This window comes from Bacillus sp. X1(2014), assembly GCF_007678255.1.
Window position 1 is genome coordinate 17919 of record NZ_VEED01000006.1, and the last position, 13325, is coordinate 31243.

General features: G+C 39.1%; 20 protein-coding genes. 4 read left to right on the plus strand and 16 right to left on the minus strand.

The genetic code is table 11. The features are described 5' to 3' along the window. Positions 1 to 194: 194 nt before the first annotated feature. Together modB and modA are read right to left on the minus strand one after the other, a co-directional pair. Positions 195 to 854 (minus strand): molybdate ABC transporter permease subunit, encoded by a 660-nt coding sequence (gene modB, locus FS608_RS13150; protein ID WP_144550696.1) that lies wholly within the window; start codon positions 852 to 854, stop codon positions 195 to 197. Positions 855 to 860: 6 nt separating this feature from the next. Further along, positions 861 to 1664: a molybdate ABC transporter substrate-binding protein gene (modA, locus tag FS608_RS13155; protein ID WP_144550698.1), complete on the minus strand. Its 804-nt coding sequence runs from the start codon at positions 1662 to 1664 to the stop codon at positions 861 to 863. A 148-nt stretch (positions 1665 to 1812) separates the two neighbouring features. On the opposite strand from modA, the gene FS608_RS13160 reads away from it, so the two are divergent. Continuing rightward, complete coding sequence (locus FS608_RS13160; RefSeq protein ID WP_144550700.1) at positions 1813 to 2748, plus strand: substrate-binding domain-containing protein; 936 nt, start codon at positions 1813 to 1815, stop codon at positions 2746 to 2748. Between the two features lie 237 nt (positions 2749 to 2985). Here the strand turns inward: FS608_RS13160 and FS608_RS13165 are convergent, their stop codons facing one another. From FS608_RS13165 to FS608_RS30250, 7 genes are all read right to left on the minus strand, one after another. Continuing rightward, the gene (locus tag FS608_RS13165; protein WP_144550702.1) at positions 2986 to 3477 is read right to left on the minus strand and encodes a hypothetical protein; all 492 of its coding nucleotides are present in this window, start codon (positions 3475 to 3477) and stop codon (positions 2986 to 2988) included. A gap of 96 nt (positions 3478 to 3573) precedes the next feature. Continuing rightward, positions 3574 to 4152: a hypothetical protein gene (locus tag FS608_RS13170; protein ID WP_260871672.1), complete on the minus strand. Its 579-nt coding sequence runs from the start codon at positions 4150 to 4152 to the stop codon at positions 3574 to 3576. A 57-nt stretch (positions 4153 to 4209) separates the two neighbouring features. Next, the gene (locus tag FS608_RS30245) at positions 4210 to 4386 is read right to left on the minus strand and encodes a hypothetical protein (protein ID WP_186328719.1); all 177 of its coding nucleotides are present in this window, start codon (positions 4384 to 4386) and stop codon (positions 4210 to 4212) included. Positions 4387 to 4642: 256 nt separating this feature from the next. Then, positions 4643 to 5344 carry a DUF4386 domain-containing protein gene (locus tag FS608_RS13175; protein WP_144550706.1) on the minus strand — a complete coding sequence of 234 codons (702 nt, stop codon included), beginning with the start codon at positions 5342 to 5344 and terminating at the stop codon, positions 4643 to 4645. Between the two features lie 26 nt (positions 5345 to 5370). Beyond that, a complete protein-coding gene (locus tag FS608_RS13180) occupies positions 5371 to 5595 on the minus strand; it encodes a helix-turn-helix transcriptional regulator (protein ID WP_144550708.1) in 225 nt (74 codons plus the stop codon). A 1-nt stretch (position 5596) separates the two neighbouring features. After that, positions 5597 to 6043: a hypothetical protein gene (locus FS608_RS13185; protein ID WP_144550710.1), complete on the minus strand. Its 447-nt coding sequence runs from the start codon at positions 6041 to 6043 to the stop codon at positions 5597 to 5599. A gap of 763 nt (positions 6044 to 6806) precedes the next feature. Further along, positions 6807 to 6962 (minus strand): YwzD family small protein, encoded by a 156-nt coding sequence (locus FS608_RS30250; protein WP_186328720.1) that lies wholly within the window; start codon positions 6960 to 6962, stop codon positions 6807 to 6809. A 297-nt stretch (positions 6963 to 7259) separates the two neighbouring features. Here FS608_RS30250 and FS608_RS13190 point away from each other — a divergent pair, with 297 nt between their 5' ends. Further along, the gene (locus tag FS608_RS13190) at positions 7260 to 8462 is read left to right on the plus strand and encodes a C40 family peptidase (protein WP_186328721.1); all 1203 of its coding nucleotides are present in this window, start codon (positions 7260 to 7262) and stop codon (positions 8460 to 8462) included. 165 nt (positions 8463 to 8627) lie between these two features. Then, positions 8628 to 9101: a DUF3291 domain-containing protein gene (locus FS608_RS13195; protein WP_144550714.1), complete on the plus strand. Its 474-nt coding sequence runs from the start codon at positions 8628 to 8630 to the stop codon at positions 9099 to 9101. Positions 9102 to 9165: 64 nt separating this feature from the next. Here FS608_RS13195 and FS608_RS31250 read toward each other — a convergent pair whose 3' ends face one another. From FS608_RS31250 to FS608_RS31260, 4 genes are all read right to left on the minus strand, one after another. Then, on the minus strand, positions 9166 to 9294 hold the full coding sequence (locus tag FS608_RS31250; protein ID WP_260871673.1) for a hypothetical protein: 129 nt from the start codon (positions 9292 to 9294) through the stop codon (positions 9166 to 9168). Positions 9295 to 9821: 527 nt separating this feature from the next. Further along, a complete protein-coding gene (locus tag FS608_RS13200; protein WP_144550716.1) occupies positions 9822 to 10343 on the minus strand; it encodes a GNAT family N-acetyltransferase in 522 nt (173 codons plus the stop codon). A gap of 41 nt (positions 10344 to 10384) precedes the next feature. After that, the gene (locus tag FS608_RS31255) at positions 10385 to 10570 is read right to left on the minus strand and encodes a hypothetical protein (RefSeq protein WP_260871674.1); all 186 of its coding nucleotides are present in this window, start codon (positions 10568 to 10570) and stop codon (positions 10385 to 10387) included. 222 nt (positions 10571 to 10792) lie between these two features. Continuing rightward, positions 10793 to 10987, minus strand: coding sequence for a hypothetical protein (locus FS608_RS31260; RefSeq protein WP_260871675.1), 195 nt, complete (start codon positions 10985 to 10987; stop codon positions 10793 to 10795). Between the two features lie 160 nt (positions 10988 to 11147). Between FS608_RS31260 and FS608_RS13210 the strand changes: the two genes are divergently transcribed. Beyond that, positions 11148 to 11660 (plus strand): GNAT family N-acetyltransferase, encoded by a 513-nt coding sequence (locus FS608_RS13210; protein WP_144550718.1) that lies wholly within the window; start codon positions 11148 to 11150, stop codon positions 11658 to 11660. Between the two features lie 360 nt (positions 11661 to 12020). Here FS608_RS13210 and FS608_RS30785 read toward each other — a convergent pair whose 3' ends face one another. From FS608_RS30785 to FS608_RS13220, 3 genes are all read right to left on the minus strand, one after another. Next, positions 12021 to 12167, minus strand: a complete 147-nt coding sequence (locus FS608_RS30785; RefSeq protein WP_222127346.1) for a hypothetical protein — start codon at positions 12165 to 12167, stop codon at positions 12021 to 12023. 186 nt (positions 12168 to 12353) lie between these two features. Next, positions 12354 to 12710, minus strand: coding sequence for a hypothetical protein (locus FS608_RS13215; RefSeq protein ID WP_144550720.1), 357 nt, complete (start codon positions 12708 to 12710; stop codon positions 12354 to 12356). Between the two features lie 78 nt (positions 12711 to 12788). Then, on the minus strand, positions 12789 to 13256 hold the full coding sequence (locus FS608_RS13220; RefSeq protein WP_144550723.1) for a GNAT family N-acetyltransferase: 468 nt from the start codon (positions 13254 to 13256) through the stop codon (positions 12789 to 12791). Positions 13257 to 13325: the final 69 nt, after the last annotated feature.

Consider the following 13325-nt stretch of genomic DNA (forward strand, 5'->3'; position numbering starts at 1 on the left):
TACTTATAAGATATATCCGTGAATCGCACCAGGCTGCTTCCTTTGGTATCCATCCTTCAGGTGGCTTTTCCATATATAAAGGCGTCCATAAAATATCTATGCAGTAAATGCGCAGAAAATACTTTTTTAAAAAGGGGATGTCTAAATTAAGAAAGAGACATCCCAAATTAATGGAATGCCTCCCTATCGTTTTGCTATTTGGATTTCATTAGATGAACGCATACTAACATAATAAAGGAAATTCCGATCATACTCGTTACCCATAACCACGCCAATTCCATATTACCTGAATCAATGGCTACATAAATAGCGGTTGGGATGGTTTGGGTTTTTCCTGGGATGTTTCCAGCAAACATTAAAGTCGCTCCAAACTCCCCCAGCGCTCTCGCAAAACTCAATATTGCACCCGAAATGATGGCTTTATATGCAAGAGGAATGGTAATAAATATAAATAACTTATATTCATTTGCCCCATCAACACGAGCTGCATACTCAATATCCTCATCAATCGATTCCAATCCTGTCTTAACAGATTGATACATAAGAGGGAAAGCAACAACAGAAGAGGCAATGACAGCCGCCCACCACGTAAACATAACAGGCTGTTTAAACAATTCTTCTAGCATTTGTCCTATCGGACTATTCCTTCCAAATATCACAATTAACAGGAATCCTACGACAGAAGGCGGCAATACCAGCGGTAAAAGGAAAACCGTTTCAACTAAGGTCTTCCCTTTAAATTTCGTATTAGCCATCACCTTCCCAAAAAATAATCCTAAAACTAAAACCCATACTCCGGAGACAGCTGCAATCTCAATGGATAGTCTGACAGGTGACCAAAACTCAGTTGTCATTGTCTATCAATTTATTCCTTTGAATCCAAACTTCTCAAACGTTTTCATCGATGTTTCATTTTGTAGATAATCATAGAATAGTTGGGCTTCTTTAGGATGGCTGCTGTTTTTAATCACACCTAATGGATAAATAATAGGAGCGTGAGTATCCTCCTCCGCGGTTGCAACAATTTTTACTTTTTGAGAAACCGAAGCATCTGTTTTATATACAATTCCTGCGTCCACATTGTTCGTCTCTACATATGTAAGTACCTGCCGAACATCCTTAGCGTATACCACTTTTCCTTCAATCGCCTTCCAAACGTTTACTTTTTCTAATGTTTCCTTCGCATATTGTCCTGCTGGCACTGCTTCAGGGGTGCCAATGGAAATTTTATCTGATTTGGTAAGGTCCTCGAATCCTTTAATCTCTTTTTTTGAATCGTCGGGTACCACTAATACTAGTTCATTTCCAACTAAATCTGTTCCTTTGGACTTGTCGATTAGTCCGTCTTGCACCAATTTATCGAATTTGTCCTCAGCCGCAGAGAAGAAAAGATCGACAGGTGCTCCTTGAGAAATTTGCTGCCCAAGTGCTCCTGATGCTCCAAAATTATAGTTTACTTTTACATTAGGGTGTTCCTTCTCAAAGGTTGCTGTAATCTCATTTAATGCATCTTGTAAACTAGCAGCCGCTGAAATCGTCAACTCCACTTTCTTTTCAGAAACTTTTTGATTCTGTGCTTCTGGCTTTTTCGTTTGTTCATTAGCAGAACACCCAGACAAAACCAGTAATAATAGCATCATGGAGTAAATTAAAAGTTTTTTCATTAACCCTCTCCCTTTCTAACTGGTTCTAACTAGTTATAACTTATTATAATTAGTTAGAACTAAAATGAATATAAGAAAAATCACATTTTTTATCAGGAATATACTTTTTAACAGGTATTCAGTTAAAATAAAAATTGGAGGGATGTAAATGTCAAAGGAACTTTCCTATACGATCGAAGAGGTGTCGCACCTATTAAAGGTATCGAAATTAACCCTTTATGACCTTGTTAAAAAAGGGCAGCTGCCTGTATTCCGTGTAGGCAGACAAATGAGAATTGATGCAAACGACTTGGACAATTATATAAAAAATCATAAAACAAATCAGCATACTACATTCACACCCTCTATTGCCGATTTTCACCGGAACGATACAAAGGAATCCCCTAACATTGTCATTAGTGGACAAGACCTAGTTTTAGATATATTAGGTAAACACATCGAGAAAAACTCAGCCTATAAACCATTGAGATCTTTTACGGGAAGTTTAAACAGCCTAATCTCCATGTACAATGGAGATGGTGACATCGTTAGCTTACATCTGTTTGACGGGGATACAGGCGAGTATAATCTACCCTATATAAAAAAAATATTAGTGGGATATCCTATTATTTTAATAAACCTCCTTTCGAGAAAAGCAGGTTTTTACGTTAAAAAGGGCAACCCTTTACATCTCACCTCTTGGACTGATTTAAAACGAGAAGATGTGAAAATTATTAATCGGGAAAAAGGATCGGGAGCACGAATCCTTCTTGATGAACAACTCAGAATCAACGAAATTCCTGCTAGGAACATAAATGGTTATGACCACGAAGAGACCAACCATTTAAGTGTGGCTTCCGCTGTCTCGACTGGAATAGCTGATATAGGTGTGGGGATTGAAAAAGCTGCGAAAATAGTCGGCATTGATTTTGTCCCATTAATAACAGAACAGTATGACCTGGTTATTATAAAAACCCCCAAAACAGAACGACTAATAAACACAGTAAAAGAAATTCTATCATCGAGTCATTTTCAGTCTGAAGTTAACTCTTTAGGCGACTATGATACATCCCAGACAGGTAACGTTATTTATGAAACGTATTAAAAAGAAGGCTGCTTTCTTATGGGGGATCAGGTTACGCACCCGAAATGATAAATAGACGGAGAGATTCCGCTAATTCGTAATTATTATTAAAAAAGGCTTAAATAGACGGAGGGATTCCGCCTATTGACTCGAAAAACGTGAAAATGGGGGATTTTTCTTTGCATAACCGGAAAACCTCCCCTTATTTCCCCTGAAACGAGCTCCATTTTTCATTTAGCCGGAAAATTTCCCATTATTTTACTTTTGCTGGTTATGGTCCTTTATTATTCTCCTGTGTAAAGGAAGGAAAATGCTAAAAACCACAAAATACAACGGTATCGAGATGAAGAAACTCCAGCCATGAGTCTTCATATATCCTACTTTCCTCATTCCCCATTCAATTAACGTAGAAAGGATGGTAAAAATAATAACTAAAGTCCATTTATTTGTTTTCTTAAAATAGTTTAAATAAATCACAGACAGCGCCGAAGGAATGATACTATAGCTCAGAAACTCACCTATTCCTGTGATCTTGGGGTTACCAAAATCGACTAGGTCAAACATTTTTCCAAATAAGGAATCACCAATCCAAGCAAAATAACCAATAACCCCAAATGTAATATACCATTCTCTCCACCCGATCTCTTTTTTGGGCATAAAAAGCGCATATAATAACAATAGCAACGATAAACTGACTGGCAGCCAGGTCCCTTGAGAATGTAAATCTAAATTTTTCATTAATGAATTCACACAAATCACCTCATATTTACTATCTCCAAATTCAAGGTGATTATTTCCAAGTTACTTTTGGGCATAGAAAAAAGACCGCCGCAGCGATCCTAATCGTTATTTTGTGTATTTCTTTTGAAGCCATATAAACACATTTGTTATTATTTTTGCTGCTATAAATCCTAATACATATATAATCAAAAGATAAAAGTAATTCATATTTCCATACATCCGGAACATGCCTAGCTCCGCAAGTATCGGTTTAAAAACAAGTGAAAAAAATACTGCTGTAAGGAAAGAAAATACGTAAAAATTCTTTTTATGATTTAGCGTCCATTGGTATACAAGCATAAAAGTAACCGGCACAATACTTGAATCTATAGAAATACTAGGAAGAAACGGTACTAGTGGAAATGGATAATTCCATTTGCCGCTATTTATCGCAAATATGTCTATGTACGCAGCTAATACGTGAATGCTGTATCCGTAAAATCCGATTAAAAATATCTTACTCTTATCAATTTTGAAGACCAGAAAGATGAGTGGTACCACAAGTAAAGCGACCATTATCCAATATTCTAGGGAAGTATATAACGCATGATCTCTCCAATAATCAACAATGGCATCCGTTGACTCTTTTCTAAGTTTAACTGCTTTATCAAATTGAATGATTCGCGGATCTGACAATTTTATCATCCTTAATAAATAGGTAATAATGTTTATGATTACCAGTAAAAAGGATAATATGCCTTACTACAAATTAATTCGATCGTTATTATACCTATCTAATTGTTCTTGTAAAATCATTATGTAATTCGTCATCGCCATTCTTACTATTGAAGGATAGTAGCGATTGTTAAGTTCTTGTTCACACTCCTCTAAATCCATCTTTTTTACAGCAATAATTTTATTTAATTCTTCTACGCTCATTGAACTCCACCCCTACAAAACTAGTTTTATAGTGTAAGGATAGACAATAATTTCATAGTTTATACTAATCAAGTTTTTCTAGTTTAAAATGATTTCCAATTATTATCCAGAAAATGTCGTAAGTTTCTTGAAATGTGTCATAAGTGTCTTAAATTATGTCATAAGTCTCTAAAAATATGTCATTAGTGCCTCAGGCAAAGACCATGGGGCGGCTCTACAATAGCCTCAAAAAAGCTATAAGAACCGCCCTAAGAAGTTAACTTTTTGCAGTCATGGAAGCAAGTACAGATTCATTGAATCCTTTAGCTATGAGCCATACGGCTAGGATCATTTCATTAGCAGCAACGGGCAGCGCCAAAATACCACCCCAAACCGAAATTTGTTGAATGACGCCGAACATGACTAACAAGGCACAAATAAAAACAAGCGCTGCCCCTGTCATTCCCAGGATGGGTATAAACCTGGGTACGAGCTTGGTTTTATAAAATATATAACTGTACATCATTGTATTGATACCCAGCATGAAAAGCGGGCCAAGCATAAACGTCCAATCATGTACCGCTTTTAAAATAGTACCTGAAGCATAAAACGAGGACGAATCCTGGGCACCTGCTGCTACAAATTCCCGGCTTAAGGTCAATAGGGACAGGACGCTGATTACACCCACGGTAATAATAATCGCTTCAAGAAACCTGAAGCATACATGCCAAAGAGCGATTGTTTCATTGTATTTTCTTAAAATAGGAAACATGGTAGTTGCCGTTCCAACCGCTGATACGACAAGAATTAACTCCATAACAGCCCCAAGGATTACCTGGTTGGCGTGTTCGGAACCTGTTATCAGATAATCCGGCCCCTTTAGGATGGGATCGTATAATTTAAGACCGATTATTGCTGTAACGGCTGCAAGTATAAACAGAACTCCCACAATTTTTGATGCCCTTTTGTTTGAATTCATGTTGTATCTCCCCTTTTTAAATAAACTCAAAGCTTTGTGTCTTCCCCATAAAAGAACACCTCTTCCAACGGTAAACTAAATGCATGAGCAATTCGAAAAGCGAGTTCTAAAGATGGGGAGTAATTTCCTTTTTCGAGGGCCACGATGGTTTGTCTTGTTACGCCCACCTTGTCTGCAAGTTGCTGCTGGGTCATTTCATTATGGTTAAATCGTAATTTTCTGATGTGATTGCCGACAAGCGTCTTAGCCATATTAGACTCCTCTCCGATAGTGATAAAGTTTCGTAACGGAGCCAGTCACATCGGAAATGAATCCTGAGATTACGAGGATCATGAACATCACCTGTGAAGGCTGATAGATGATTAGCGATCCCATTGCAAAAAGAAATCCGAGAATGAACACAAAGAAAGAATTTCGATGAGCCCTCAATTCAATTAATCTATCTAATTCATCCGCAAAGGCTGGTTCTTTTTCTCTGGTTGTAATTCTAAAGACGATATTAAAAATAATACTGATAATGATGTGAGCAACGATCGAAACCAACGTCAAGACAAGGACGAAGGAACCCCAATAGCGAAAGGTTTCCGTTGACTCCAGCCCCCCTGCGGGCAAACGCGGGTACATGTACAAGCAATAAGATCCGAAAATGAGTATGGCGCTGATCAACGAAACAATACTTTTCTTTTCTTGATAGGTCATGGTAGACACCCCCTGTATGGTCACTTTTACATCATGCATAGCATTATATGCATGATGTAAGGGAAACTTTACATCAGGTCAAAAATAATTTACACAAATAAAGGCGTCACCTTCACTAGTTACCTTTAAAGCTTTTTTTGTGACTCGCGGGTACCATACGCTTCCTATGGTTACCGTTGTTCCTCTTTTTTCTGCCTCGCGGGCATCATATGCTTCCTATGGTTACCGGTGGACCTCTTTTTTCCGCCTCGCGGGCACCATACGCCTCCTATGGTTACCGGTGGACCTCTTTTTTCCACCTCGCGGGCACCATTCGCTTCCTATGGTTACCGGTGGACCTCTTTTTTCTGCCTCGCGGGCACCATACGCCTCCTATGGTTACCGTTGGACCCGTTTTTTCAGACCCACAGGTACCATACGCTACCTATGGTTACCGTTGTTCCTCTTTTTTCTGCCTCGCGGGCACCATTCGCTTCCTATGGTTACCGTTGAGCCTATTTTTTCTGACTCGCGGGCACCATTCGCCTCCTATGGTTACCGGTGGACCTCTTTTTTCCGCCTCGCGGGCACCATACGCCTCCTATGGTTACCGTTGGACCCGTTTTTTCAGACCCACAGGCACCATTCGCCTCCTATGGTTACCGTTGATGCCACTTTTCCACCCCCGCGGGCACCATGCACATCCGCCATCTCTTAAAACACACAAATGGCCAGCGAGATAACCTCGCTGGCCTTATATTAATCTTCTATATTATATATATTTTTAACCGACCATTAAGTTTTTCAAATCTGCTTTCAGGTCTGCAATTAGTTTTTCTAGGGTGATTTCCCTTTCGTTAACGCCTGTTTCGTAAGCTTTTCTTACGATTTCTGAGAAATTAGCCGTTTGAGAGCTTTTAGCCTCTACTATCCGATCCACCTTTCTTTTCCTCCTTTAGTTTACTCTAATTGACAATTTTACTAGATTAGCAGAATGATGTAAATCTGTTTCCAGTGAATTTTGTTATAATTTAGTGAATTTTGTAAGGATTTGTTCTAATTGGTGAAAAAATAAGCGACTGACTTAGTTAGGTTGTCACCATAATTATTTTGATAATTCAGCAAATACATCAATTTTCGCTAACAATTCAGGAAATATTTACATTTTTTTCTCCGAAACACTAGCAAACTATGGTAAAATTAATAAAACTGTGAAAAAAATAGAGGTGATTTGCTAGTGAAGAAAACTATTGTTCGTGCCTTATCGACAGCTGCCCTGCTTTCGACCGTATTTGCAGGCACTGCCCTGGCCGATACATATAAGGTTCAAAAAGGCGATTCCTTATCGAAAATCGCGCAAAAATACCATACGAGTGTCAAAGAAATCAAAACAGCAAATGGGTTGAAGTCGGACTTTATCTCTGTCAATCAAATGCTCAAGATCACGGTAGCGAGCAAAATGACCCAAGCATCACAGCCCACCACTTACACCGTTGTAAAAGGTGATGCCTTGATTAAGATTGCCAACCGTTTTCATGTGACTCTTGCTGAACTCAAGAAGTGGAACAATCTTAATAATACCCTCATTCATGTCGGGCAAAACCTAAAAGTTTCCGCCCCAAAACAGACGACAACAACAGCTAAGCCAGCGACACCAGCAAAGTCACCGACCACGACAACCACGACGGGTGTCTATACTGTTAAAAGCGGGGACTATCTTGGCAAGATTGCCAGTAAACATTCAACCTCTGTGTCGAACCTGAAATCACTGAACAAATTAAAATCCGATATGATTTATGTCGGTCAAAAACTTAAGGTTCCAGCGAAGAAACCAACAGTGACTCCTGCGAAACCTGTGGCCACCACACCGCCGAAAACAACGACTCCGACAACAAGTGTGACGGAAACAACGGATTACGTCGTTCAAAGCGGGGATACACTTGGAAAGATTGCAGGCAAATATAAGCTGACGGTCAAGGATTTGAAGGCGCTAAATAAACTTACCTCCGACAATATCTATGTCGGCCAAAAGTTAAAAGTCCCTGGGACAAAGACAGAACCTACTGTTGTTAATACTGACCTTGCCGCCAAAATGATTGCTAGTGCCAAGAAACTTATTGGGATTCCTTATGTCTGGGGCGGCAGTACGCCTTCTGGTTTTGACTGCAGCGGGTTCGTTTATTATGTGGCTAATCAAGCTGGGATGGAAATTGGCCGTTATTCAGCGGAAGGTTTCTATGACCGCACCTATTATGTCGACACACCGAAAGCCGGCGACATTGTCTTTTTTGAAAATACATATAAAAAAGGTATTTCTCATTTAGGAATCTATCTCGGAAACAACCAGTTTATCCATGCTAACGATGATGGTGTAATGATTTCTAATTTACAAAGCTCGTATTACCAAGCCCATTTTGAGAGCTTTAAACGTTTTTACTAATATATGGACAAATTCTAAACAACGTTCTAGACTGTTCAACTAAGCCGCCTTTTTTGGGCGGTTTTTGTTTTTGGATACGAATTTCGTTAGCAATTTTGTTCAACGAAGAATGAATCTGTCCTTCTTGAATATATGTAGGTTAAAAGTGTAAAAGGAGAGATTATTATGTCCTTTGTTGCGATCTATACTGTCGGCAGGCTAAAACATCCGTATGAGCATCCTGCTTCGCGTGAGTTTTTTGAAGTGGGATATGAAGTCATGCGACAGGCTTCTAGATCAGGGCAACTTATAGAGGAGTTTTCTTCTGATGGAGTGCCATTCCCTGAAGAAGTGATTAAAGGAGAGGGGTTTCCTATTCTTACACTAACGGTATGGAAAAGCCTTCAATCTTTATACCGTTTTACCTATTCAGGCCGACACAAGCAAGCCTTACGAGACAGGAACAAGTGGATTGAATCTCATCAAGAGAAGCAACCTACATATGTGGTGTGGTGGACGGAGAAGGTGGCGGATGTATCCTGGGAGGAGGCTTTCAAGAGATACAACTATTATCTTCAGTATGGACCAACTCCTTTTGTGTTTGACTTTAAGCGCGCATTTGATGAAGGCGGAGGCCCCTTGGACCAAGGGGACGGTTAAGTTAGCCGTAATTAAGTCCGTAATTAAAGCCATAAAAACCGCCATCCCTGTGGTTAATTCCTTATTATTTACTTTCTCGTGCTGCTTTTTTACGGGCTTTTTTACTTTGTGTTAACTCCGCCCCAAATTCTGTATCAGCGGCTTTACTACCTCCAGTATGGGGCTGTTTTCGATTGTCATTACGATTTGTCATGATAGTTCCTCCTTTGTCATTTGATGTTAAAAATAATATGATAGGCTGTAACTTACTAAAAAATTTTAGCAGCCCATTTTAGCGTTCTTTTATATCGATAAAATTATTCTAGAATAGTAAAAAACCTTCAGTATGTGTTCTTAAGAACATAAAAAACGACCCTGCGAGATGTAGATTGGTTTCAGAATAAACGTAAAATGGAATATATTAGCCATATATACATATTGAATATTTAACCAACCTGTTGTATAATTATACTGGGTTGGATGGTAATCGTGGACATCATCGTATTTAGCGTAGGTGGGGCTGGTACGAACTAAAGCAAGAGCTGGTAAGCTCTTTTTTTATTGGGTAATTATCTATAAATATGAAAAAAAAAGAACCTTTGATCAATAAGATCAAAGGTTAAAAGAAAGCTTAGTGGTCTAGGCTAAGCCTTATTAGGAGGTCTAAACTCAGAAGAATTTAAACTATAGAAATATTATCACTTTTTTAACAATATTTCAATAGGTTAGAGCTTTAAAGTATCATACATACTTCTCCATTCGAATATCCGTCCACATTTTTCCCTGCCAATATGTAAAGTTGTCAATCCGGCCAATTTCTGTGTAACCTAGCTTCTGGTAGAGTTTCTGAGCTTGGTGGTTAAATTCAAACACACCCAATTCAATCCGCTTCAGCCCCTGCTCCTTCACCTGTTCCTCCAAATATTGAATAGCTGCATAACCAATCCCCTTTCCTCGCCCGATGGTTTCACCAATTGTGATGCCTAGCCAGGCGGTTCCAGGCTCTTTTTTGAAGAGATACGGAGGATCCACTACATAGTTCAATTCACCGGTCAACTGGTCATCAAGGTAGATTAGGTAGATGTGATGGTCTTCCATCCGTTTCGTTAAATCCTCGAGGGACATGTTGTCTCTGCGATCCAATTCGGATTGGTTTTGGTTCGGTCTCGTTAATGGAATTAATGCTGGGTCATTTTCCCACCGATTAAACACCTCAACAATGTTTGAGGTGGGTTGAGTTAATTTTATAAAAGTAGTAGTCATTGTGCTCTCCTCACGCAGTTAATGGTTTCTTGGGCCTATTTTTAAGAAGAACTGACCCAATACCAATTGTCAGCATACTTTTTTACTTCTATGAAGTCCTCGTCAAGGTCTTTTTCTATCGCCTTTTTGCCGTTGGGTGAGTATACAAATCCCGAAAAATTATCTAAAAGCCCTCGAAATGTAAAGAAAAGTATGGTGTAGTGCTCACCATTTTGTACCGCAATCACCTCACCACCTCCCTTAGAAAGCTGGTCATATTGTTTCGGCAGGCGGATGAGTGAAGGGCTGTCCGGGACATTATACTTAATCTCCCACTTTCCACCATCCTCACTACCTCTTCTCGATCAGCTTTGTGCATTTTAAAATCCAGGTCTAACATCGTTTCTGTAAAAGGAAAGTAGAACAAAAATAGGATCGTGACTAGCTGGATAGCTAATGGCTGCCAATATTTATATTTGAACAAATGAATCATGGCTTGCACTGTCACTACAATAAAAAATCCAAACAACAATAGCCAAACTGGCAACATTAAAAACGGGGTTATTATATCCATAATACTCCATTGAAAAAAACCATTTAAAATAACTAAAACGCTGCTTATTATTGATAAAGGTAATAATTTCTTTTGACGTTGCAATGTTCATCCACATCCTGTGTTAATTATTTCTACTTGTTCTCCAGCCAATGTTAATGATTTATCAAACTCTAATGATGCTGCCATAATAATTGTCACTATCTTCCTTTTCAGGATACATGATATAGTGTGATTTAGATATTTATTTTTTATAAAAGAGGTGTGTTTTCATGAAGGTGATGGAAACGGAACGGTTAATCCTTCGCTGGTTAACCCCAGATGATGCCGAGTTTATTCTCGAGCTGTTGAATGACCCTTCGTGGGTGCGTTTCATCGGCGATCGTGGGGTGCGTACGTTAGAAGATGCTCGAAACTATATTGTAACGGGGCCGATGGAGATGTACTCCCGACTAGGATTGGGTCTATTTTTAACAGAGTTAAAGGATGGAACCAGCACCCCGATTGGGATTTGTGGATTGATTAAAAGGGATGGATTGGACGATGTTGACCTTGGCTTCGCCTTTTTAACCAGATTTCAGGGAAAGGGGTATGGCTTTGAGGCGGCTAAGGCCACGCTTGTCTATGCGAAAGATGAGCTGGGTCTGGAACGGCTTGTGGCGATTACCTCTGAAGACAATATTGGGTCCGCGCGGGTTCTTGAGAAGATTGGGATGAAGTCTGAAGGAATGATTAAGCTGCCGCATGATGCGGAGGAATTGAGGTTGTTTGGGGTGGGGCTGTAATCGAGCCACTTGCCACCCTCTACATACTAAACATCCAGGCGGTTCTCTAGGAATCACTTTTAATAGTAACCTCTTATTTACTGTTCACTTTTCATAGGTTTCTTGCCGCCTTTGAGATTTTACTGTCCATTTCTATTAATTTACTGTCCACGGCCTCAATACACTCTCAAACCTACTAAAAAGACAGGCTTTTAGCCTGTCCTAGGTAACATTTATTCTCATTTTCCAGCACACTAGCCGAATTTCAAGACCTAGCTACCTTTTTTTATAAAAACCCAGCCGCCAACATGGGACCGAGAAAATTATATCTGCCACTTTCCAGATTTATCTGCCGCTTTGGGCCATTTATCTGCCACTTATTCATTTTATCGGCCGCTTTACGATTTTATCTGCCACTTTTTGCGATTTATCTGCCACTTGCCATTTCGCCCCTTTTTTTCCTAGTTCATATAATAAATCTTCTAAAAAATAGCCCTCAAGATGTTCGAAAACAATCCACGAGGGCATCAAGTAATCTATCAAAGGGGGTCTTGAAAAAGCTTGTTTTAATCATAGCTATTTTTTCTTAATTAATTCTTAACACTCTGCAGAAGGAATGAAACATAAGCCCACTATAGAACAATTCCTCAAGACAAGCTCAAACCACAAAAAAAAGAGAATACCTACATCCAAAAATGCAGGTACTCTCTTCCGCTATTTTTTAAATTTATCTGTAAACTTACTAATGAAAGGAGCCATTTCTTTAAATAATGGTTTATATTGTTCGGTTGTTGTTACAATGGTGTCAAAGGTATTAAATAGCAATTCTATATCCACATTGTTCATGATGTTTTCCACTTTATCCTGAATAGACTGTTCCTGTTCCGGTTGCTGCTTGTGCTCATCCTGCTTTTTTCTGCGCCCAAAAAACCAACCATCGTTACGGTTTTTTCTGGATTCCGAACTGCTTTTAGAATGGGATGTGCCTCTTGGCTGACGATTGCCAAACATTATTCTTGAAAAATGGTCCAAGTCTCTTGTCGACTTTTGCTGATGTTCATTATCCTCCATTACTTTCCTCCTCTCTTACACTATCTTAGATAAGCTATGATACGTTTTGAATCAAAGTGTGGATAATTGTCCGATAGTTTATAAATAGTAACTCATGACAATCAGCTCACCTTTTGGCCCCATTCGCCGCTCCCCTTCGTCAATAAACCTGCACTTTTTATACAATGCCTGTGCTGCATCGTTTCCAACGTTAACCGCTAAGACAATTTCATTGATTTCCCTAAAATTCTCTTTTACAAAAGCAGGTAACTGCATTAAAGCCTGTTTCGCATATCCTTTGCCTTGGTGACGAAAATCCGTAGAAAAGGCTCTTAACAAAATGGCGTGGTCATTGTCCGAATAGGGTTTGACCCCCTTATTAATATGTAAAACGAAAAACGTGACGAGCTCATTTTTTTCCATGGCTAAGATGGAAGAACGCTCGGAATCTTCGTTTGATAGTTTGATACAATCCCTCGGATCACCCGTAAACCGAAGTTGTTCTTCGTTTAATTGATACTGGTCGATTGCCTCTTTGAATTTCTCATTGTAAAAATAAAATTGCAATGTAGACTCCCCCTTTTTAAAAGAACGACTTTTTTTGATAATATTACTATTTTACCTATAAATAACTAT

Bases quoted from the DNA above. Each gene is read 5' to 3' on its own strand.
- FS608_RS13185 (WP_144550710.1), bottom strand. From the start codon at position 6,043: ATGACCTATCAAGAAAAGAAAAGTATTGTTTCGTTGATCAGCGCCATA.
- FS608_RS31250 (WP_260871673.1), bottom strand. From the start codon at position 9,294: ATGACAAATCGTAATGACAATCGAAAACAGCCCCATACTGGAGGTAGT.
- FS608_RS30245 (WP_186328719.1), bottom strand. From the start codon at position 4,386: ATGAGCGTAGAAGAATTAAATAAAATTATTGCTGTAAAAAAGATGGAT.
- FS608_RS13210 (WP_144550718.1), top strand. From the start codon at position 11,148: ATGAAGGTGATGGAAACGGAACGGTTAATCCTTCGCTGGTTAACCCCA.
- FS608_RS30785 (WP_222127346.1), bottom strand. From the start codon at position 12,167: ATGCCCTCGTGGATTGTTTTCGAACATCTTGAGGGCTATTTTTTAGAA.
- FS608_RS13195 (WP_144550714.1), top strand. From the start codon at position 8,628: ATGTCCTTTGTTGCGATCTATACTGTCGGCAGGCTAAAACATCCGTAT.
- FS608_RS13200 (WP_144550716.1), bottom strand. From the start codon at position 10,343: ATGACTACTACTTTTATAAAATTAACTCAACCCACCTCAAACATTGTT.
- FS608_RS13180 (WP_144550708.1), bottom strand. From the start codon at position 5,595: ATGGCTAAGACGCTTGTCGGCAATCACATCAGAAAATTACGATTTAAC.
- FS608_RS13175 (WP_144550706.1), bottom strand. From the start codon at position 5,344: ATGAATTCAAACAAAAGGGCATCAAAAATTGTGGGAGTTCTGTTTATA.
- modA (WP_144550698.1), bottom strand. From the start codon at position 1,664: ATGAAAAAACTTTTAATTTACTCCATGATGCTATTATTACTGGTTTTG.
- FS608_RS31260 (WP_260871675.1), bottom strand. From the start codon at position 10,987: ATGAACATTGCAACGTCAAAAGAAATTATTACCTTTATCAATAATAAG.
- FS608_RS13160 (WP_144550700.1), top strand. From the start codon at position 1,813: ATGTCAAAGGAACTTTCCTATACGATCGAAGAGGTGTCGCACCTATTA.
- FS608_RS13170 (WP_260871672.1), bottom strand. From the start codon at position 4,152: ATGATAAAATTGTCAGATCCGCGAATCATTCAATTTGATAAAGCAGTT.
- FS608_RS13215 (WP_144550720.1), bottom strand. From the start codon at position 12,710: ATGGAGGATAATGAACATCAGCAAAAGTCGACAAGAGACTTGGACCAT.
- modB (WP_144550696.1), bottom strand. From the start codon at position 854: ATGACAACTGAGTTTTGGTCACCTGTCAGACTATCCATTGAGATTGCA.